General features: G+C 60.5%; 17 protein-coding genes. 16 read left to right on the top strand and 1 reads right to left on the bottom strand.

Features of this window, described 5'->3' with window-relative positions; all coding sequences use genetic code 11:
• The first annotated feature begins 153 nt into the window (after positions 1 to 153).
• The 5 genes from DCO45_RS10405 to DCO45_RS10385 all read left to right on the top strand — a co-directional run bounded on the left by DCO45_RS10405 (position 154) and on the right by DCO45_RS10385 (position 4,846).
• Positions 154 to 720 carry a fasciclin domain-containing protein gene (locus DCO45_RS10405; RefSeq protein ID WP_116925794.1) on the top strand — a complete coding sequence of 189 codons (567 nt, stop codon included), beginning with the start codon at positions 154 to 156 and terminating at the stop codon, positions 718 to 720.
• 326 nt (positions 721 to 1,046) lie between these two features.
• Complete coding sequence (locus DCO45_RS10400) at positions 1,047 to 1,808, top strand: FadR/GntR family transcriptional regulator (RefSeq protein WP_116925793.1); 762 nt, start codon at positions 1,047 to 1,049, stop codon at positions 1,806 to 1,808.
• 435 nt (positions 1,809 to 2,243) lie between these two features.
• Positions 2,244 to 2,939, top strand: a complete 696-nt coding sequence (locus DCO45_RS10395) for a GNAT family N-acetyltransferase (protein ID WP_133248132.1) — start codon at positions 2,244 to 2,246, stop codon at positions 2,937 to 2,939.
• The gene (locus DCO45_RS10390) at positions 2,926 to 3,786 is read left to right on the top strand and encodes an ImmA/IrrE family metallo-endopeptidase (RefSeq protein WP_116925791.1); all 861 of its coding nucleotides are present in this window, start codon (positions 2,926 to 2,928) and stop codon (positions 3,784 to 3,786) included. The genes DCO45_RS10395 and DCO45_RS10390 overlap by 14 nt, the downstream gene beginning before the upstream one ends.
• A 13-nt stretch (positions 3,787 to 3,799) precedes the next feature.
• Positions 3,800 to 4,846: a hypothetical protein gene (locus DCO45_RS10385; protein WP_116925790.1), complete on the top strand. Its 1,047-nt coding sequence runs from the start codon at positions 3,800 to 3,802 to the stop codon at positions 4,844 to 4,846.
• On the opposite strand, the gene DCO45_RS22680 is transcribed toward DCO45_RS10385, so the two are convergent.
• Entirely contained in the window at positions 4,815 to 5,402 is a 588-nt protein-coding gene (locus DCO45_RS22680; RefSeq protein WP_133248131.1) for a sce7726 family protein, read from the bottom strand. The genes DCO45_RS10385 and DCO45_RS22680 overlap by 32 nt on opposite strands.
• A gap of 333 nt (positions 5,403 to 5,735) precedes the next feature.
• Between DCO45_RS22680 and DCO45_RS10380 the strand changes: the two genes are divergently transcribed.
• The 11 genes from DCO45_RS10380 to otnI all read left to right on the top strand — a co-directional run bounded on the left by DCO45_RS10380 (position 5,736) and on the right by otnI (position 21,040).
• Positions 5,736 to 6,770, top strand: coding sequence for a ligase-associated DNA damage response exonuclease (locus DCO45_RS10380; protein WP_116925789.1), 1,035 nt, complete (start codon positions 5,736 to 5,738; stop codon positions 6,768 to 6,770).
• Positions 6,767 to 8,482 carry an ATP-dependent DNA ligase gene (locus DCO45_RS10375; RefSeq protein ID WP_116925788.1) on the top strand — a complete coding sequence of 572 codons (1,716 nt, stop codon included), beginning with the start codon at positions 6,767 to 6,769 and terminating at the stop codon, positions 8,480 to 8,482. The genes DCO45_RS10380 and DCO45_RS10375 overlap by 4 nt, the downstream gene beginning before the upstream one ends.
• On the top strand, positions 8,475 to 11,105 hold the full coding sequence (locus DCO45_RS10370; RefSeq protein ID WP_207788067.1) for a ligase-associated DNA damage response DEXH box helicase: 2,631 nt from the start codon (positions 8,475 to 8,477) through the stop codon (positions 11,103 to 11,105). The genes DCO45_RS10375 and DCO45_RS10370 overlap by 8 nt, the downstream gene beginning before the upstream one ends.
• Positions 11,105 to 11,809, top strand: coding sequence for a ligase-associated DNA damage response endonuclease PdeM (gene pdeM / locus DCO45_RS10365; RefSeq protein WP_116925787.1), 705 nt, complete (start codon positions 11,105 to 11,107; stop codon positions 11,807 to 11,809). The genes DCO45_RS10370 and pdeM overlap by 1 nt, the downstream gene beginning before the upstream one ends.
• Positions 11,810 to 12,047: 238 nt before the next feature.
• A complete protein-coding gene (locus DCO45_RS10360) occupies positions 12,048 to 13,088 on the top strand; it encodes a hypothetical protein (protein WP_243419314.1) in 1,041 nt (346 codons plus the stop codon).
• Between the two features lie 338 nt (positions 13,089 to 13,426).
• Positions 13,427 to 15,505 carry a catalase gene (locus DCO45_RS10355; protein ID WP_116925786.1) on the top strand — a complete coding sequence of 693 codons (2,079 nt, stop codon included), beginning with the start codon at positions 13,427 to 13,429 and terminating at the stop codon, positions 15,503 to 15,505.
• A 293-nt stretch (positions 15,506 to 15,798) separates the two neighbouring features.
• Positions 15,799 to 17,163 carry a GntP family transporter gene (locus DCO45_RS10350; RefSeq protein WP_116925785.1) on the top strand — a complete coding sequence of 455 codons (1,365 nt, stop codon included), beginning with the start codon at positions 15,799 to 15,801 and terminating at the stop codon, positions 17,161 to 17,163.
• 100 nt (positions 17,164 to 17,263) lie between these two features.
• Positions 17,264 to 18,187: an L-threonate dehydrogenase gene (gene ltnD, locus DCO45_RS10345; RefSeq protein ID WP_116925784.1), complete on the top strand. Its 924-nt coding sequence runs from the start codon at positions 17,264 to 17,266 to the stop codon at positions 18,185 to 18,187.
• The gene (gene otnK / locus DCO45_RS10340; RefSeq protein ID WP_116925783.1) at positions 18,184 to 19,461 is read left to right on the top strand and encodes a 3-oxo-tetronate kinase; all 1,278 of its coding nucleotides are present in this window, start codon (positions 18,184 to 18,186) and stop codon (positions 19,459 to 19,461) included. The genes ltnD and otnK overlap by 4 nt, the downstream gene beginning before the upstream one ends.
• Positions 19,462 to 19,475: 14 nt before the next feature.
• Complete coding sequence (locus tag DCO45_RS10335) at positions 19,476 to 20,162, top strand: aldolase (RefSeq protein WP_116925981.1); 687 nt, start codon at positions 19,476 to 19,478, stop codon at positions 20,160 to 20,162.
• Between the two features lie 68 nt (positions 20,163 to 20,230).
• Entirely contained in the window at positions 20,231 to 21,040 is an 810-nt protein-coding gene (gene otnI / locus DCO45_RS10330; protein WP_116925782.1) for a 2-oxo-tetronate isomerase, read from the top strand.
• The last annotated feature ends 139 nt before the right edge of the window (positions 21,041 to 21,179 follow it).

The raw sequence follows: 21,179 nt of genomic DNA, 5'->3' as shown, positions 1-21,179 counted from the left end.
TGCAGAATTTTTTTGCGCACCCTGCATCACTCCCCTGCTTCACCTCTTTGCAAAACTATTTCTAGATTTGTTGAATCCACTGCGCCATCCGCTGCGTATTCCAAACAGCCGCAACGTTTTTTCGGCTGTTCATCCATACGCAAGGAGCATCTCATGGCCTCGATCCAAAGTACGCGCAAACTGGTCTCTTATGGCATGGCATTCATGGTGGCAAGCACCACCATGGCAGCGATCGCCAAAGATGTGATGGTGGGGGGAGCGCCCATGCTGCCCACCAAGGACATCATCGACAACGCCGTCAACTCCAAGGACCACACCACCCTGGTGGCAGCAGTCAAGGCTGCAGGACTGGTAGACACTCTCAAGGGCCCAGGCCCCTTCACCGTGTTTGCCCCGACCAATGCAGCATTTGCGGCCCTGCCCGCCGGCACGGTAGACAACCTGCTCAAGCCCGAGAACAAGGCCATGCTGACCACCGTGCTGACCTACCACGTGGTCCCCGGCAAGTGGGACGCCACAGCCATCAGCAAGATGATCAAAGACGGCAAGGGCATGGCCAGCATCAAGACCGTCAGCGGCGGCACCCTGGTGGCCAAAAGCCAGGGCTCCAAGATCATGCTGACGGACGAGAAAGGCGGCACCGCCACCGTCACCATCCCCGATGTCTACCAATCCAATGGCGTGATCCATGTGATCGACAAGGTGCTGCTGCCTAAATAAGGCAGTTATCCGCTGATGGGGCCACAGCCACTGCAGTGCATGCAGGGCTGTAGCCACCAGGCACCCCGCTGCAGGCCGCCGATATGGGCCTGCAGCTTTGGCGTTTGCGTGCTGGTATATACAGGCCGGGTGCAAGCAGATGGCCCCGCTGCGGCAGGTGTAGCCACTGCATCTACAGCAGCGCGCCTTTTGTCCAAAAACACGGCATAGCCATCCATTGCGCCTAAGGCGCAGGCGCCGCCCCTGGGCTGGAGTACAGTAAGCGCCATCTTGCGGCCTGGCAGCAGCCAGCGCCCACTCCCAGCAACTAGCTCTCCTGCCCACGCATGCCGATCTCCTTCACGCCCGTCAAGGCCGCCAACTCCCTCGCCGACCAAGTGGCCCAGGCGCTGGAGGCCAGCATTCGGCAAGGGCAAATGCAACCCGGCGACCGCCTGCCCACAGAGCTGTTGTTGGTGGCGCAGTTTGGCGTGAGCCGAACAGTGGTGCGCGAAGCGCTGTCCCGCCTCAAATCCAGCGGCCTGGTCGCCTCCCGCCAAGGCAGCGGCGTCTTTGTACAAGCGCCCAGGGCCGAACCGCTCGATCTGGAAAAAGGCCATGCCGCCTCGCAAGAGGCCGTCATCCAAATCGTAGAAGTGCGCCGCGCGCTAGAAGCCGAAGTAGCAGAACTAGCGGCCGCCCGCCGCAGCACCGCCGATCTGCGCCGCATCCGCGCTGGCGTCAAGGCCTTAGCCAAAGCCGTGGCCAATGGCCAAGACGGCGTAGCCGAAGACGTCGCCCTGCACCGCGTCATCGCCCAGGCCTCCGGTAACCCTTTCCTGCTCAGTACCTTGGATTACCTGTCGCAGGTACTGGCGGGTGCCACGCGCATCACTCGGGCTAATGAGGCGCGGCGACAGGACTTTGCGGCTGCGGTGACGCAAGAGCATGCGCGGATTGTGGAGGCGATTGAGGCGGGGGACCCGGCGGCTGCACGGGCGGCAGCGACGGCGCATATGAATAACGCGATTGACCGGATCCGGCAGGCGGATCCGGCGTTTTGGCGGCAGGATGGGGAGCGGTTGGCGCGGGTGTTGTTGGGGGAGTAAAGGTTACGAACCTCAACGTCAGTCCGGCGATGATGCTAGTTTTTCTATGTAAGCAATCATCCGGGATGCGACAAGCAGCGGTAACACTCAAATTTCTCACTCAGTCCAAGAGGTGATCTGCTTTATTGCTATCGAAATAGTAGCAACTTGAATTGCAATACAGGTGCGCCAACCTTTTACCTCTGGGATTGGGCTAATCTGCAAATGCATTGCGCCAAGACACTCTCCCCATACGTAGCAGCCAAGTCAGTCATTGTTTTAACGCGACTGGGAACCACCTCTGCTACCGCCTTTCTAGGTAACCAATCTAGGGAGGGGCCTCTGAATAGCAGCAAATGGTTTATACTGAAATAAAAAGTAACCAACCGTACACAATTTCAGAAGGCCGGTCGATAGAAAAAATGTTTCTACGGCTCATAGATCTAAGGAGAACTCTTGCTCTATACCATTGAGGATATCCGTCGAGCAGTAGATGCAGTCCCATTGGAGATAAGTCCGAATGGAATCATAGCTCGTGGAGAATTGCTTGGCAAAGGCAGGGCAGTCGATTACACGGTCCATCTTGGCTGGGATCTTTTAATCGCCAATCTTTGCGATCGTTCCTGGGGCACATTCAATATGTCCCTACTACGCCATATAAGAAAGCTTCAACAATCTGGTGTTGACGTAACCTCAATACTGGAAACAGCCCAACTTGAGGATAACCATTGGAATTGGCTCAACAAGAGCCTTAGCTACAAAACTGATTGCTACAAATGGTTTTTCCTAGTTGCCGAAAATTATCCTCAGGCGGCATGCCTTGTATATCATCCTAAAAATAGTGTTGCTGGACCGAGCAATATTTTCTACATTGAATATATAGCAGCGGCGCCGTGGAATCGTGAGAATGCCCTAAATGAGCGCATTTTTAAAGGCGCCGGTGCCAAGCTATTAAATCACGTTATTATTTACGCAAAGGATAATTTAAAACTTGATCCAGGCTTTTCATTACACTCTCTACCTAAGGCTATTCAGTTCTATGAAAAGATCGGAATGACCGCATTCCCTAAATATGACAAAGAGGGTCTTAAATTTTTCGAATGGGTTGTTCCCCCCAACGAGCTAGGTGGACAAATTTATGAAAATCCTTAATACTTTAGAAGACGATTTTCCATGTCCTGCATCGTCTACAGTGAATTCTCGCAAATATTATGAGGCATTTTTAAAAGCAGAAGAAATATTAAAAGCTACACCAACAAAGCACAAAGAAGCCGCCGAAAACAGTCTCGCGGAACTCACCAGCTATTTCTATAGCGAAGGCGATACAACTCAAGCTTTATATCGAAAACAAGAAACGGCTTCAGATGTATTAGTTGGCCTGTGGCTATCTGAAGTTCGAAATATAGCGAACTGGTATGCAGCGGCCAATAGCACGCCCATATTTAAAGGGATTGATAAGTCCACTCTCGTATCCCTACCCAGAAACTTCAAAGAACCAAAAAATTTAAAGAGGATTGAGCCATTTCTGGCAAATGAGGGGGTAATATTTGTTTACAAAAATGCATTTCCCGCAATGAAGCTTGATGGGGCTGTATTTTCAATACCCTCAGGACAAATTGTTGTAGCTTTAAGCCTTAGATATTCTCGATTAGATTATTTTTGGTTCACACTACTGCATGAACTTGCGCATGTAGTACTGCATGCCGATCATTTGAATTCACCGATAATCGATAACTTAGAAATTACCTCAGCATCCATTCAAGAGAAACAAGCTGATAGATTAGCGCTGGATAGCTTAATACCAAGAAATGAGTGGCGAAGTTGTCCCGCTAGATTTACACATTCCTCCGCGGATGTAATTAATTTTGCGAATCGACTAGGAATTCCCGCGCAGTGCGTAGCTGGCCGTTTGCAAAGAGAGCTCAATAGGTATGAGCTTTTTGCAGAAATCATCAATGAGTTTAATGTCAAGGAGATTCTAGGTGCCGATAAACAATAATTACACCCCTTTTATGAAGTTCAAAGTTAACGAAGTAGCGGGTCTATCTGCACTTAGCTCTCAAGTCAAAGCACAAATAAAGCCTTTTTTTGACATTCCGCGAAAAGATGGCATGAAAAAATCAGATTTTGAGAAAGCACTTAAAGACTGCCGCAAGAAGGCCGATAAATACCTAAAGCAATTTCATCATATATTCATTGATTCCTTTGATATTCCAGATAACATTGCAAAAAAAGGCTCACCAAATTGTGCATCCATAATTAAAGAATTTGAAAATTTTAATTATATTCCTGTACTCGGACTAGATAGATCATTGGATCACAATGACACCATTTTTAAAGCAAAAGACAACAACGAAATTATTTCCAACACGGTTGCCGTAAGACTTCAGTCAGAGGAATTTCTTTCGTATGAATTAATTGAGTATGAGTTACAAGATTTAATTAATGAAGGCTTCGATTTATTTGATCATTGGATATTTATTTTCGACTGTAGATTTTGCGCAAACATCGACACAGTTTCAACTGCTGAAAAAATAGCTGATTTTATAAAATCCTTGAAGCCAATAATAAAAATTCAAGAATTCATCATCACTGGATCATCCATTCCTGCCGCTATTACAGACATTGCAAAACCAAGTAAAGAATCTATAGTAGACCGGACTGAACTGGCAGTTTTCCATCATATTCAAAGAATTCTCGGTGAAAATACAGTATCGCTGGGTGATTATACTATTGTGAGCCCAAATTATTCAGAGATAAATATTGAACCGGAGCTACTTCTCAGCGTTACTGCACCAAAGGTGTTTTACACCTATCAAGGCCACCATTACATTGCTCGGGGCAGTCGAATTAAGACACATGGGTATGGTCAATATGATGAAATATTCGAATCAATTTCAGTCAAAAAATTTTTTCGAGGATCACCCTACTCATGGGGAGATAACTTCATTCAAGAACGGGCAAATGGAATTCGTGTAAAAAATGTGACCCCATCCACGGTCCTAAAACCTACTATATGCGCTCACATTACGTACATGGCAAATAGTTATCCAGCATAGATAATTGTTTCTCGCGAGCAGCAAGGGCTCGCCCCAAACCCTGATTAATTACATTAATTGAAGCATTTGAAGCAATAAGCTCCGCAATCTTCTGGCGATTCATTTTACCCAATGAAATGTTATCCACATTTGCAAACTGAATTAATTCAGAGCGCCATAGACTAAGCAGTGCAATTTCAGGGCGATATAGAGAATTTTTGGATGCCCCCCTAATATTTCTTAGGCTAACTGCCCCCCCGGACTCCTTCGCCAATATAATACCCCAGTGATTTGGGATTATTATCTCTGCTCTTTTAAGATGATTTTCTGTTGTAACCAGAGATATAAGAGAGAAAGCTTGGTCGTAAAAACTGGCCTGCCTAGCAATTCTAGTTATAGAATCCGTCTCGCCTTTTATTTCATAGCAGTGCATTTTTTTATAGACAGCAACTACATCAGCAATTGCATTGCTATTGCACACATGTACTTCCTCGAGCGTAGCAAGAGGCGCATTCAGTCTGCGCCTTAAATTGGCTATCAATGCCTGCCTAATTACCTTATCTGTTAATTTTTGCATATTATTAAGAGAATACTCTTTTACCAATGTAGGCTTATTCGATAAGAGTTAATTTTTCACTGTCTGATGCAGTGCTTCTATGAATACAGGGTGTACTTCGGCAACTCTGTAGTAGACGCGTGGAGCTCTTCCGCTGGATCGCGAATACGACTACTGCTTCGCCTCAATAGAGCACCTTATCGTAGCAGTGAGCGAGTCAATTCGCCCTGCTGTCCTCAGCAAATCCACATGAGTGCCTCAATCGTCTTCATTTCAATCTAACCGCACTGACCCGCACCCCAACAAGGCAAACTCTGACGCCCACCCCTACCCCCGCAGCCGCAGAATTTGCCCATGCTCGCTGCTTCTGCATCTGCCAACGCCCCACCCGCTGACGTCATCACCTTGACCGACAAAGGTCTGTACTGCGCGGCTGGGGATTTTTTTATTGATGCCTGGAAGCCGGTACACCGCACTTTTGTTACCCACGGCCACTCGGACCATGCCCATGTGGGGATGGGCGAGTACTACTGCAGCTCGACAAGCGAACCCATTCTTCGATGGCGGCTCGGGGAGCAGAACATCCATGCGCTGCCGTTTGGGCAGACGATCACGATGGGGGAGGTGCAGGTATCGCTGCACCCGGCGGGGCACATTCTTGGTTCCGCCCAGGTGCGGGTGCAGCACGACGATGCGGTGTGGGTGTTCACGGGCGACTTCAAGCGCGAGCCGGATCCGACCTGCGAGGCATTTGAGCTGCTGCGCTGCGATACCCTGATTTGCGAAGCCACCTTTGCCTACCCGGTCTACGCCTGGCCCACGATGGCCCATGAGGTGGAACGCATTGAGCGCTGGGTGGCGCATTGCAAGGAGCAGGGCAAGGCGGCAGTGCTGTATGCCTACAGCCTGGGCAAGGCCCAGCGGGTACTGGCGGGCTTGGCTGGCAAGCTGGATGCGCCCGTGTTGCTGCATGGCGCAATGGCGCGCGGCACCGATATTTACCGGCAGGCGGGTATTGCGCTGGCCGCCACCGAGATGGTGGCCGATGTGCCCACCGATACCGACTTTGCCGGCCGCATGGTGCTGGCACCGCCTTCTGCGCAAGACTCTGCCTGGCTCAAGCGCTTTAAACAGGTGGAGCAAGGCTTTGCCTCGGGCTGGATGCTGCTGCGCGGCAACCGGCGGCGGCGCAATATGCAGCGCGGCTTTGTCATATCGGACCATGCCGATTGGCAGGAACTCGTCGACACGATTACCGAGAGCGGCGCCCAGCGGGTGCTGGCCACCCATGGCAATACCGATGCGCTGATCCCCTATCTGCAGAGCCTGGGCATACAGGCGGAGCGCCTGCGTACCGCCTATGGCGACGAAGAGGAGGCGGCCGAATGAACCGCTTTGTGGCGCTGTACCAGCTGCTGGATGAGGCCTCCGGCACGCGCGACCGCGAGCTCGCCTTGCAGCAGTACTTTGCCGGCGCCACAGCTGCTGAGGCAACCTGGGCCGTCTATGTGCTGAGCGGCGGCAAGGTGAACACCGGCAAGAACCGCCTGGCCACCACCACCGAGCTGCGCAGCTGGGTGAGCGAGTTGACCACCCTGCCGCTGTGGCTGGTGGAAGAGAGCTACCGGCAGGTGGGCGATTTGGCAGAGACCTTGTCGTTGTTGGTAGCGGCCTGGCAAAAGCAGGGTATCAATCATCCTGAGCTGGCTGCTGCGCCCGGCGCAGCCGTTGCCCCCGATGCCGCTGCGCCCTGGCATGCATCCTTGCTGGGCGCCACCTTTAAAACACCCGACAACGACAGCCGCCTGGACGAATGGACTGAGCAATTTTTACTGCCGCTGGTGGCCGCCGATACCGAGCAGCGCAAGCGCGCGATCCAACAAGCCTGGCAGCAGCTGGACACGCCTTCGCGCCTGGTCTTTAACAAGCTCCTGACCGGATCGCTGCGCGCAGGCGTTAACAAGCGCAGCCTGCAAAACAGCCTGGCGCCCCTGGTGGGCATATCTGCCGCCGATATGGCCCACCGCATGGTGGGCGAATGGCTGCCCAGCGCCCAGGCCTATGAGGCCTTGATGGACCCGGACACCAGCGCGCAGCTGCTGGATAAGCCCTACCCCTTCTACCTCGCCTCCCCGCTGCCGCAAGAGCCAGCGGCACTGGGCGACCCCAAGGATTGGCTGGCTGAATGGAAATGGGATGGCATACGCGTGCAGCTGGTGCGGCGCCAGGGCCATGCGCCTTACCTGTGGTCGCGCGGCGAGGAACGGCTGGATGGCCGCTTTCCGGAGCTGGAGGCCGCCGCCGCACTGCTGCCGCGCGATATGGTGCTGGATGGCGAACTGCTGGCCTGGGATTACGAGCAGAACAAACCGCTGGGCTTTGTCGCGCTGCAAAGCCGCATTCAAAAACGTAAGCCTTCTGCCAAGCTGATGCAGACGGTGCCAGCGCGCATATTGTTTTACGACTTGCTGGAATATGAAGGCGAAGACCTGCGCGCCCAGCCGCTGCAGCAGCGCCGTGCCAGGCTGGAACAGGTGATCAACCAGGCCGAGCTACCCGCGCTGGGCCTGTCGCCCCAGCTGCCGTTTGATGACTGGGGAGCACTGGGCCCTTTGCGCAATACCGCTGCGGAACGCAATGCCGAAGGCCTGATGCTCAAGGCGCTGGCCTCCCCCTACAAGGAAGGCAGGCGCCGGGGCGATTGGTGGAAGTGGAAGGTGGATCCGTTCAGCATTGATGCGGTGCTGATCTATGCGCAAAGCGGCAGCGGCCGCCGCAGCACCTTGCATACCGACTACACCTTTGCCGTGTGGAGCGGCGATGCGCTGGTGCCTGTCGCCAAGGCCTACTCGGGCCTCACCGATGTAGAGATTTTGCGGCTGGACAAATGGATCCGCAGCCACACGCTGGAGCGTTTTGGTCCGGTGCGCTCTGTCACGCCCAGCCTCGTGTTTGAGATTGCCTTTGAAGGCGTGAACCGCTCCACCCGCCACAAATCGGGCGTGGCGGTGCGCTTTCCGCGCATCTTGCGTTGGCGCGAGGACAAGACTGCGCAGGATGCCGACCAGCTGGGCGCCTTGCTGGAGTTGGCCGATGGCTGAGCGGAGCGACACCACGGCCCCCAGCGACCGCGCGATGCAGCGTGCGGCCAAGCGCTGGCGCGACTGGTTGAAGGAGCAGGACATAGGCGCGGCCGTCTTCCAGCAACAGGCCTGGCGCGCCTATGCCGAAGGGCACAGCGGTTTGGTATCGGCGCCCACCGGCCGGGGCAAAACCTTGGCAGCGCTGGGGGGCCCGTTGATGCAGGCGATGGCCGAGGCCGAGACGTCCGAGGGCCGCGCAGCGCATGGCCCGCGCATGCTGTGGGTGACGCCATTGCGCGCGCTGGCCAGCGATACCCGCGAGCGCATCACCGGCCCGGTAGCAGCCGTGCTGCCCCATTGGCAAGTGGCGATGCGCACGGGCGACGCCACATCGCGTGACAAGCGGCTGACCGACACCGGCAAGGCTCAGCTGGTGGTGATAACGCCCGAATCCCTGGCGCTGCTGCTGAGCCATGAGCGCAGCCGCGAGCAGTTCAGCCAGCTGCGCTGCATCGTGGTGGATGAGTGGCATGAGCTCTTGCCCAGCAAGCGCGGCGTGCTGCTGCAGCTGAACCTGGCGCGCATCCAGGCGCTGGCACCTGCCGCGCAGGTCTGGGGCCTGTCGGCGACGATTGGCAATCTGCAAGAGGCCAGCGATGTGCTGCTGAGCGCCTGGCAGGTCAAGCAGCCCGCGCTGATTCAGGATATGCGGCCCAAGCCTTTTCATCTGCACAGCATCACGCCGCCGCTGGGCACGCGCATGCCCTGGGCGGGGCATTTGGGCCTGGCGAATTTGGGCGAGGTGGCCAAGCTGGTGTTCAGCGCGCCCAGCACCATTGTGTTTACCAACACCCGCGCGCAGGCCGAGCTGTGGCACACGGCGCTGGCGAGCATATGGCCGGAAGATGCCGAGACCTTGGCGATCCACCATGGCTCGCTGGACCAGGGCGTACGGCAGTCGGTGGAGCAGCGCCTGCGCGCTGGCACCCTGCGCTGCGTGGTGGCGACCAGCAGCCTGGATTTGGGCGTGGACTTCCCGGCAGTCGAGCGCGTGATCCAGATTGGCGGGGCACGGTCTGTGGCCCGCATGGTGCAGCGCGCCGGCCGTGCCAAGCACCGGCCTGGTGCTGCCGTGCATGTGGAAGCCGTTGCCACCCAGGCGATGGACCTGGCCGAGTTTGCCGCCGTGCGCGAGCTGGCCGAGGCCCAGGTGTATGAGCGGCGCGAGCCCCTGCGCCTGTGCTTTGATGTGCTGAGCCAGCATGCGATGAGCGCGGCGCTGGCGGGGGGATTCAGGCCGCCCGAGCTGTTGGCCGAGGTGCGGCGCACTGCCGCTTTTCGTGATCTGAGCGATGCGCAGTGGCAGGCGGTGCTGGCGTTTCTGGAGCATGGCAGCGATTCGCTCGTGCAGTACCCGCAGTACGAGCGCCTGCATTGCGAAGATGGCCTGTGCCAGCCAGCCAACACCGGCGTGGTGCGCATGCACCGCATGTCGATTGGCACGATCACTGCGCATGGGGCAGTCAATGTGCAGTACCTGCGCGGCGCGCGGCTGGGCTCGGTTGAAGAGGCGTTTATCGCGCGCCTGAACGCTGGCGATGTATTCAACTTTGCCGGCCGCAGCCTGGTGCTGGTGCGGCTGGAGAACAACACCGCCTGGGTGCGCCGCAGTGCCCAGGTGGGCCTGCTGACGCCCGCCTGGGCCGGCTCGCTGATGCCGATGTCGTCATCACTGGGCGAGCGCATGCAGCAGCTGCTGAGCCAAGCTGCCGCCAGCCCTGCCGCCGATGACGCGCCGCACGCCCGCGAGCTGCAATGGCTGCAGCCCTTGCTGCAGCTGCAAAGCCAGCGCTCGCTGGTGCCAGATGCCGACCAACTGCTGATTGAGCAGGTGGGCCAAACCCAAGCCCCCCAGGCGGGCAAGGCGGCGCCGCTGTTTGTCTACCCCTTTGCCGGCCGGGTGGCGCATGAGGGGCTGGCGGTGCTGATTGCCACGCGCCTGGCCCACATCCAGCCCAACACCTTTGCCTGGGCCTGCAATGAGATCGGGCTCATGATCCAGCCCACCTTGCCCATCGACGCGAATGCGGTGGACTGGTCAGAGATATTTCAACTCGACGGGCTGGATACCGATCTGCGCTCTGCCGTGAACTTCAGCGAGCTGGCACGCAAGCGCTTCAAGGAAATTGCACAGATTGCCGGCCTGGTGCAGTCCAAGGTGCCGGGCAAGAAAAGCCGCGCCAGCGACCGGCAATTGCAGGTCTCGGCCAGCCTGCTGTTTGATGTGCTGAGCAAGTACGACCCCGAGCACCTGCTGCTGCGCCAGGCCCGCCAAGAGGCGCTGGACCAGGAGCTGCACCTGCCAACCATGCAAAGGCTGCTGACCAGCATTGCAGGGCGGCAGATCGCATTGCGCTTTCCGGCCAAACACACGCCGTTCTCGTTTGGGCTGTGGGCGGAGAGCTTTCGTGGCCAGCTCAGCAATGAGACCTGGCAGGACAAGGTGCGGCGCATGGCCGCGCAGCAAGAGCGCCAAAGCCTTGGCGACACCCACCACCGACAGGCCGCCCACCCGGGCGCCCCGACCCAGGGAGCGGCCCGCCGCGCGCGCCGCTCCCGGCAACCAGAGGACCGTTCTTAATGGCAGGTACGCATTCCGCCCAGCTCTTCTCCCCGATTCAAGTCTCCCCCTCGCCCCAGGACCATGTTGCCGCCAGCATTGCCGGCATGGAGTTTTTGGTACTGGCAGAGCGGGCGCTGTTCTGGCCCCAGGAGAGCTTGCTGATCATTGCCGACCTGCACCTGGGCAAGAGCGATATCTTCCGGCGCCGAGGCGTGGCCGTGCCGCTGGAAGTGCAACGGCAAGACCTGCTGCGCCTGCACCAGGTCTTGCAGAAATGGCAGCCCCAGGAGCTGGTGATTCTGGGCGACTTTGTGCATGGCCGCTTTATTGGCGAAGACACCTTTCAGCTGTGGCAGAACCTGCGGCGCGCCAACCTCAAAACCCGATTTAGCCTGACACGTGGCAACCATGACCGCTTCTTGCAGACCGAAGCCTTGCTGCTCGATGACGTGCACACCCACCTGGTGCGCCACCAGGTGCTGATGAGCCATGAGCCCATGGGCCCGGGCGTGCACCACTTTGCGCTCAATATCCACGGCCATATCCACCCTGCCATGCGCGTGCCACAGCTGCGCAAGCGCCTGCCTTGCCTGGCCTACTCTGCGCCCTACCTGAACCTGCCGGCGTTTTCTGAGTTCACCGGCTCGGGGCCGATGGCCGTGCAGCCGCTGCATGCCTGGCTGTTTGCCGACGAGGGACATGCACCGGTGGCGGTGTATTGACGGCTCTGTTCACTGCGCCCGCTGCGGCCGCCCTTGGCGTTGTTCTGGTGTCTCGTTGTCACCTGGTTTTCGCGGCGGTTTTGCGCCATGTACAGGCCTACCACCAAGCCAGGCGTGCCTTTGCGCAGATCGGCTGATGCGGTAAACCGCCAAGCTCGCACGGGTAGGACGGCATTTGGACTACAAGAATTTCAAGCCCCAAAAGCAGAATGAAAGCCTTATCTAACAAGGAATAGCAATGGTTACCACCACATACGTAGAAGACGACCGTGTCGTCGCTGGCGCCGTACCACGCGCTATCGCGGGCCACAGTGAAAGCGCGGTCTCCTGGGCCGCCATTTTGGCCGGTGCGCTGGCTGCAGCGGTGCTGTCGCTGCTGCTGTTCATGCTCGGCGTCGGGCTGGGCCTGTCGTCGGTGTCGGTCTGGTCCGGCCGGGGCGCCGATGGCGACACCATTGGCTGGGGCGCGGTGGCCTGGCTGGTGTTCACCCAGCTGGCATCCGCTGGTGTGGGTGGCTATATTGCAGGCCGCCTGCGCACCAAGTGGCAAGGGGTGCACACCGACGAGGTGTACTTCCGCGACACCGCCCACGGCTTTCTGGCCTGGGCACTGGCCACGATGCTGATGGTCGCAGTGGCCGGATCGCTAGCCGGTGCTGCCATCTCGGGCACGGCCAAGGCAGCCGGTGCGGTGGTGAGCGGCGCGGCCCAAGTGGTGGGCGGTGCGGCCAGTGGTGCCACCGGTGTGATCGGTGGTGCCGCCTCTGCCGCACTGACTGGTGCTGCTGGCGTGACCGCTGGCAAGGCCAATGAGCCCGGCTCGGACCTGAACTACTGGATCAACAGCCTGCTGCGCCAGGGCGGCCCCACCGAGCAGCAAAAGCAGGACATGAAGGACAGCGCGCAAAACGCCGCCCAGAAGGCCCGCTCCGCCGCCGATGACGCCAGCGAGATGAGCACCGTGTTTGTGCATTCGCTGCAAGCGGGCTCGCTGTCCAATGACGACCGCCAGTACCTGGGCCGCCTGGTGGCACAGCGCACCGACATGAGCCAGGAAGAGTCCGAGAAGAAGGTGCAAGCCACTTACGACCAGGTCAAGCAACAGATCGACAAGGCCAAGCAAGCTGCGCAGGACGCCGAAGTGAAGGCCAAGCAAGCGGCCGAGCAAGCCCGCAAGGCCACCGCCTACTCGCTGCTGTGGATGTTTGTGGTGCTGCTGATCGGGGCCTTTGTGGGCAGCCTGTCTGCCACCTTTGGCGGACGCCAGCGCGACGCGTAATTGACCATCGACCTGACCTGAACACAACCTTTGCCCACGGGCAAACCTAGAAAGGAACCACCATGCGATCCATCCTGCTGTGGCTGATTGGCGTACCAATCCCGATCATCATTTTGATTGCGCTGTTCTTCCACTAAGAACAGCCCCCCAAGACACCCAGGCCGCCCACCAGCGGCCTTTTTTGCGCCCCACTGACACAGGAGGCGGGCGAGCAGCTCGGAGTACGCATACAGCCAAGCCCTCCAAACGCCTACAAGCGCGCTGCCGCGCAGCGGTCATCCTTGAAGGCTTGAGCCCACCGGCAGACATGCACTGCCACCCTAACTTGGAGATCCACGATGACCACCCGCAAAACGACTTCGTCCGCAGCCCCCACCCAAGGCGCTGGGGGCGAGCTGCACGAGCAGGCCGGTGACGGCCACCCGGTAATGACCACGCAGCAAGGCATTCCGGTATCCGACAACCAGAACTCGCTGCGCGCCTACGGCCGGGGACCCACCCTGCTCGAAGACTTTGTGCTGCGCGAGAAGATCACCCACTTTGACCACGAGCGCATTCCAGAGCGCATCGTGCATGCACGCGGCACGGCAGCGCATGGCTACTTTGAGCTGAGCCACTCGCTGAAGAAATACACGACGGCCAAGGTGCTGACCGAAGTCGGCAAGAAGGTGCCGATCTTTGCGCGCATGTCCACGGTGGCAGGCGGCGCCGGCTCGGTCGATACACCCCGCGATGTGCGCGGTTTTGCGATCAAGCTCTACACCGAGGAAGGCAACTGGGACCTGGTGGGCAACAACATCCCGGTGTTCTTTATCCAGGACGCGATGAAGTTCCCCGACCTGGTGCACGCCGTGAAGATGGAACCGGACCGGGGCTTTCCGCAAGCTGCTTCGGCGCATGACACGTTTTGGGATTTCATCTCGCTGATGCCCGAGTCGATGCACATGATCATGTGGGCGATGAGCGACCGCGCCATTCCGCGCAGCCTGCGCACCATCGAAGGCTTTGGCGTGCACAGCTTTCGCCTCATCAACGACCAGGGCGAGAGCACCTTTGTGAAGTTCCACTGGCGCCCGCAGCTGGGTATCCAGTCGACGGTGTGGGACGAGGCGGCCAAGCTGCAAGCGGCCGACAACGACTTTCACCGCCGTGACCTGTTCGAAGCGATCGAGGCCGGCCATGCCCCCGCCTGGGATTTGTTTGTGCAGCTGTTCACGCAGGAAGAAGCCGATGCCCTTCCGTACGACCACCTGGACCCGACCAAGATCATTCCGGAAGAAGTGATTCCGCTCACCAAGATCGGCAGCTTTACCCTGGACCGCTGGCCGGACAACTTTTTTGCCGAGACCGAGCAGGTGGCGTTTTGCCCGGCCAATGTGCCGCCCGGTATTGATTTTTCGAACGACCCGCTGCTGCAAGGCCGCTTGTTCTCGTACCTGGACACGCAGCTCTCGCGCCTGGGTGGGCCCAACTTTACCCAGATCCCCGTGAACGCGCCCAAGTGCCCGTTTGCACACACGCAGCGCGATGGCCATATGCAGACCGAGGTGCCCAAGGGCCGCGTCGCCTATGAGCCTTCGAGCCTGGAGCCGAACTCGCCGCGCGAATCGCGGGCCCAGGGTTTCAAGTCCTTTGCGCAACCGTCCGAGGCCGAGGCCAAGAGCCGCATCCGCCCCGAAAGCTTTGCCGACCACTACAGCCAGGCGCGCCTGTTCTACACCAGCCAGAGCGAGATAGAACAGGCGCATATGGCCTCGGCGCTGGTGTTTGAGCTGTCCAAGGTGCAGACGCCCCATGTGCGCGAAGCGATGGTCGCCCATCTGCTGGTGATTGACAGCGACCTGGGCAAGCGCGTGGCCAAGGGCCTGGGCCTGGCTGCGCTGCCCAAACCGGCCAAGCCGGCGGTGCCCGTGCAGGACCTGCCGCCCAGCCCTGCGCTGCGCATCATCGACCGCATGAAGCCGACCCTGGAAGGCCGCTGCGTGGCGATCTTGGTGGACGACGGCTCCAACGCCGAGAATGTGGCCGCGCTGCAAAAAGCGATCCTGGCCGAGAAGGCGATGGTCAAGATCATCGCCCCCAAGATTGGTGGAGCGACCTTGAGCGATGGCAAGCACATCGCCGCCGACGCGCAGCTGGCCGGCGCGCCTTCGGCGCAGTTCGATGCGGTTGCCTCGGTGATCCCGATGGCATCAGGCGAGATGCTGAGCAAGGACAGCGCCGCGCAAGACTGGTTCCGCGATGCCTTTGGGCATCTGAAAGCCATTGCTGCTTGCAAGGCCACGCATCTGATCCTGGATGCCGCCGGGGTGAAGCCCGATGACGGCGTGTTTGACCCCAAGGATGTGGCCGGTTTTATTGCCGGTGCCAAGACCCGATTCTGGGAGCGCGAGCCGACGTTGCGTACCTTGGCTTGATGCCTTAGTGGCGGGTTAGATCGCCGAGGCCTGGGCCTTGGGCCCACCGTGGTCGACGCCGAACCAAAGGCGCTGCAGTGAAAGCTGCGGCGCCTTTTTTATGCGTGTCACCGGCGCGCAGCGGCATCCCCACGCCTCTCAAAAACCCCAGAATTTCTCGGGGAAAGTGCGAACCAAAGCACTGCGAAAGCAATGCTATGATCCAGCAAAATTTGTATGATAACCATACCAGTATCCTGCGATTCAAGGGTCTCAGGAGTTCTTCTAACGAGTCAACGAGACAAGTCCTTCACATGACGACCATTGCCCTTCTGAGCATTGCGGGCGCCAGCATTGCTGCGCTGTTGCTGCTCATCATCCGTTTCGAAATCCATGCCTTTGTCGCGCTGATGCTGGTGAGCCTGTTGGTGGCGCTGGCCACAGGGGTGCCGCTGGCCGACATCATCCCCACCTTGATCTCGGGCATGGGCGGCACCCTGGGTTCGGTGGCGATCCTGGTGGCGCTGGGCGCCATGCTGGGGCGCATGATCGAGGTCTCGGGCGGGGCCAATACGCTGGCGCAGCGCTTTACGCAGATCCTGGGGCCCCAGCGCGTGCCTGCGGCGCTGACCGCGGCGGCACTGGTGCTGTCCATCCCCGTGTTCTTTGATGTGGGCTTCATCATCCTGATCCCCATCATCTATGGCTTTTGCAAGGCCGCAGGCGTCAACCCCATCAAGTACGGGCTGCCGGTGGCCGGCATCATGCTGGCCACCCATGTGGTGGTGCCACCGCACCCGGGCATTGTGGGCGGCGCGGCCGTGCTGTCGGCCGATGTGGGTTGGATCACGGTCATTGGCCTGGGCATCTGCATTCCGCTGGCCTTTGTGGCTCAGTGGCTGGGCCGCCTGCTCAACCGCCGCGACTACGCGATGCTGCCCGATGCGCAGGCCCAGTTCCGCAACTTTGGCAGCGGTGATGCGGCCGATGCCCCTGCTGCCAAGCTGCCCGGCGTGGGCGCCGTGCTGACCCTGATCCTCGCGCCGCTCGCCCTCATCATGCTGGGCACCACGGCGGCGACGATGCTGCCCAAGGGCCATGCGCTGCGCGACTTCCTGGCCTTTACCGGCGCGCCCATTTTTGCGCTGATGGTCGCGATTGGCCTGGCCTTTGTGCTGCTGGTGCGTCCACTGGGCTGGACGCGCAAGCGCACCAATGACGTGATGGAATCGGCCCTGCCCGCAGCGGCCACGGTGATTTTGGTGACCGGCGCCGGTGGCGTGTTTGCCAAGGTGCTGACGGTAAGCGGCATTGGCTCGGCGCTGTCGCAGGCGCTGGCGGGCACGGGGCTGCCATTGATTTTGCTGGGCTTCATCATCTCGCTGGCGCTGCGCGCCGCGCAGGGCTCGGCAACCGTGGCCATTCTCACCACCTGCGGCCTGCTGGCCGAGAGCATCCACAGCGGCGGCTACAGCGCCGTGCAGGTCGCCGTGCTGACGGTGGCCATTGGCTTTGGCGGCCTGGGGCTGTCGCATGTCAATGACTCGGGCTTCTGGATCGTGACCCGCTACCTGGGCCTGAGCGTGGCCGATGGCCTGCGCAGCTGGACGGTGCTGACGACCGTGCTGGGCGTCGCTGGCTTTGCGCTGACCTGCCTGGTCTGGGCGTTGGTGGCCTGATCCGCAGCCTCGCTTGCCGCTTGGCTATTTGTCACTTGCATTCTTGTGCCCCGGCCCCCGGCCGGGCATTCTCTATCTCTGATTCACGGGAGCATCTCCAATGACTACACAAGCACAGCACGCCAAGGTGGGCGTCATCGGCCTGGGCGCGATGGGCCTGGGCATTGCCCAAACCTTGCGCAACCGGGGCTACCAGGTCCATGTCTGCGATGTGCGCCCTGGCGCAGCGGCCGACTTTGCCAGCGCCGGCGGCGTGGCCTGCGCCCACCCGGCGGAGTTGGCCGCCCAGGTCGACGTGGTGGTGTCGGTCGTCGTCAACGCTGCGCAGACCGAGGCCGTGCTGTTTGGCGAGCATGGCGCCGCTGCCGCCATGCGCCCCGGCAGCACCTTTGTGATGTGCTCCACGGTGGACCCGAACTGGTCGATCGCGCTGGAGGCGCGCCTGGCCCAGAGCGGCGTGCTGTATGTCGATGGCCCGATCTCCGGTGGCGCGGCCAAGGCAGCGGCCGGCCAGATGACGATGATGACCTCGGCCACGCCCGCGGCGTATGCGGCAGCGGGCGATGTGCTCGATGCAATGGCCGGCAAGGTCTACCGCCTGGGCGACAAGGCGGGCGCGGGCAGCAAGGTCAAGATCATCAACCAGCTGCTAGCAGGGGTACACATTGCCGCAGCGGCCGAGGCCATGGCCCTGGGCCTGCGCGAAGGCGTGGATGCTGCCGCGATCTACGAGGTCATCACCCACAGCGCCGGCAACAGCTGGATGTTTGAAAACCGCATGGCCCATGTGCTGGCGGGCGACTACACACCGCTGTCGGCCGTCGATATCTTTGTGAAGGACCTGGGCCTGGTGCTCGATACCGCGCGCGCCAGCAAGTTTCCGCTGCCGCTGGCGGCCACTGCGCACCAGATGTTCATGCAGGCATCGACTGCCGGCTACGCCAAGGAAGATGACAGCGCCGTGATCAAGATCTTCCCCGGCATCACCCTCCCCCAAGCTGCCAACGACGGAGGCCAGCGATGAGCGGCGCTGCCTTGAAGCTGGGTTGCATTGCCGATGACTTTACCGGCGCCACCGACCTGGCCAACAACCTGGTGCGCGCCGGCATGCGCGTAGTGCAGACCATTGGCGTGCCTACGGGCCCGCTGGATACCGAGGTGGATGCCGTGGTGGTGGCGCTCAAGTCGCGCACCATCCCCGCTGAGCAGGCCGTGGCGCAGTCCCTGGAGGCCCTGCGCTGGCTGCAGGGCCAGGGCGCGCAGCAGATCTATTTCAAATACTGCTCCACCTTTGACAGCACGCCGGCCGGCAATATCGGCCCGGTGACGGAGGCCTTGATGGATGCGCTGGGCAGCGACTTCAGCATTGCGACGCCTGCGTTCCCCGACAACAAGCGCACCGTCTTCAAGGGCTATCTGTTTGCCGGCGATGTGCTGCTGAGCGAAAGCGGCATGCAGAACCACCCGCTGACCCCCATGACTGACCCCAACCTAGTGCGCGTGCTGCAGTCGCAGACCCGGCGCAAGGTGGGCTTGATTGACCACAGCGTAGTCGCCCAGGGGGCGGACGCCATCCGCAGCCGCATTGCGGCGCTGAAGGCCGACGGCGTGGGCATCGCGATTGTCGACGCGGTATCGAACGACGACCTGCTGCGCATGGGCCCGGCGCTGGCGGATCTGCCGCTGGTGACCGCTGGCTCTGGCGTCGCCATTGCGCTGCCTGCCAACTTTGGCCTGCAACCCAGCAACCAGGCTGCCGCCTTGCCAGCGGCCAGTGGCCTGCAGGCGGTGGTCTCGGGCAGCTGCTCGGTGGCGACCAATGCCCAGGTGGCGCACTTTATCGCCAGCGGCCGCCCGGCACTTGCGATCGAGCCGCTGCGCATGGCCGCTGGTGACGATGTGGTGCGCGAGGCGCTCGACTGGGCGCGTCCCCATCTAGCGAGCGGCACGGTGCTGGTCTACTCCACCGCCGAGCCCGACGATGTGCGCAGCATCCAGGCCCAGCTGGGCGTGGAGCAGGCCGGCGCACTGGTCGAGCAGACGCTGGCCGCCATTGCGCGCGGCCTGGTGGAGCTGGGCGTGCGGCAGTTGGTGGTGGCCGGTGGCGAAACATCAGGCGCTTGCGTGCAGGCGCTGGGCATTGCGCAGATGCGCATTGGCGGCCAGATTGACCCGGGTGTGCCCTGGTGCCATGCGGCCAGCGCTGCAGCGCCGGAGGGCTTGCACATCGCGCTCAAATCGGGCAACTTTGGCAGCACCGACTTCTTCACCAAGGCATTCACCGCTTTGCAAGGCTGACAACCATGGTCTTTATGGACGAACCCAGCGCCCGCGCCGAGATCTGCCGGGTAGGAGCATCGCTGTTCCAGCGCGGCTATGTGCATGCCAGCGCTGGCAATATCAGCGTGCGCCTGGCCGACGGCTACCTGATCACCCCGACCGATGCCAGCCTGGGCCAGCTGCAGCCCGACCGCCTGGCCAAGCTCGATCTGCAAGGCCAACAGCTGAGCGGTGACCGCGCCAGCAAGACCATCGTGCTGCACCGGCGCATTTACGAGGCCAGCGCCAACACGCCCACACCCGCAGGCTGCGTGATCCACACCCACAGCCGCCAGCTGGTGGCCTGCTCGCTGCAAGCCACTGCTGTGCCCGGGGTGGTGCCCGCCGCCGAGCTGCTGCCCGCGCTGACCCCCTACTTTGTGATGAAGGTGGGCCGCGTGCCGCATATCCCCTACCACCGCCCCGGCTCGCCCGATGCGGCGCAGGCCGTGGCCGAGGCGATTGCGCAGTACGCAGCAGCGGGCCGGCCGATCCGCGCGGTGATGCTGGCGCGCCTGGGCCCCAATGTCTGGCACGAAAGCCCGGCTGCGGCGATGGCCGCGCTGGAAGAGCTGGAAGAGACCGCCCTGCTCTGGAACCAATGCCGCGCGCAGCCACCCGCGCCGCTGAGCGAGGCCCAGATTGACGAGCTGCGCCAAAGCTTTGGCGCGCACTGGTAAAACCACACCCTGCCTGCCGTGCACTGACCCTCTGCCTGCCGGCCGCCCCCTTTTTTTGGAAATCACCCATGCCCCGTTTTGCCGCCAACCTGTCCATGCTCTACAACGACCTGGACTTTCTGGACCGCTTTGCCGCCGCCGCCCACGATGGTTTTACGGCCGTCGAGTACCTCTTCCCCTACGGCTACGCGCCCGAGCAGCTGGCAGCCTTGCTGCAGCAGCAAGGCCTGCAGCAGGTGCTGTTCAATGCGCCGCCGGGCGATTGGGACCGGGGCGAGCGCGGCATCGCCTGCATCCCCGGGCGTGAGGCCGAGTTCCGCGACGGCATTGCACAGGCGCTGCGCTACGCCCAAGCGCTGCAATGCCCGCGCCTGCATGTGATGGCCGGCCTGGTGCCCGCGGGCGTGGATGCGGCTACCGTGCGCGCCACCTACATCGCCAATATCCGCCATGCGGCCGAGCATGCAGCAGCGCAGGATGTACGCATTCTGCTCGAACCCATCAATGGCCGCGATATGCCCGGCTTCTTCCTGAGCCGCCAGGACCAGGCCCATGCCTTGGTGGCCGAGATTGGCGCCGCCAATGTGCAGGTGCAGATGGACCTCTACCACTGCCAGATCGTCGAGGGCGACCTGGCGATGAAGATCCGCCAGTACCTGCCCACGGGCCAGGTCGGCCATATCCAGATTGCCGGCGTGCCCGAGCGCCACGAGCCCGATGTGGGCGAGCTGCACTACCCCTATCTGTTTGCGCTGCTGGACAGCCTGGGCTGGGACGGCTGGATTGGCTGCGAGTACAAGCCCGCGCGCGGCGCAGCGCCCCATGCCACCAGCGATGGGCTGGGCTGGCTCAAGCCCTATCTGGCAAAGGCTGAGTAAGCGGCTACACGCACCGCCGTGGTGGATGGGGTGCCCTAGATGTGAAGGTTCAATAGGTTGTATCCGGTGTTCATCCGGGTTGGATTTGAGAGACTGGAAGTCGCCAAACACCCAACCCACTCAGGACAGCCAACCGGAT

The organism is Comamonas sp. JNW, assembly GCF_003105075.1.
In the GTDB taxonomy this organism is placed as follows: domain Bacteria; phylum Pseudomonadota; class Gammaproteobacteria; order Burkholderiales; family Burkholderiaceae_C; genus Comamonas; species Comamonas squillarum.
This window is presented reverse-complemented; position numbering and strand designations above follow the sequence as displayed.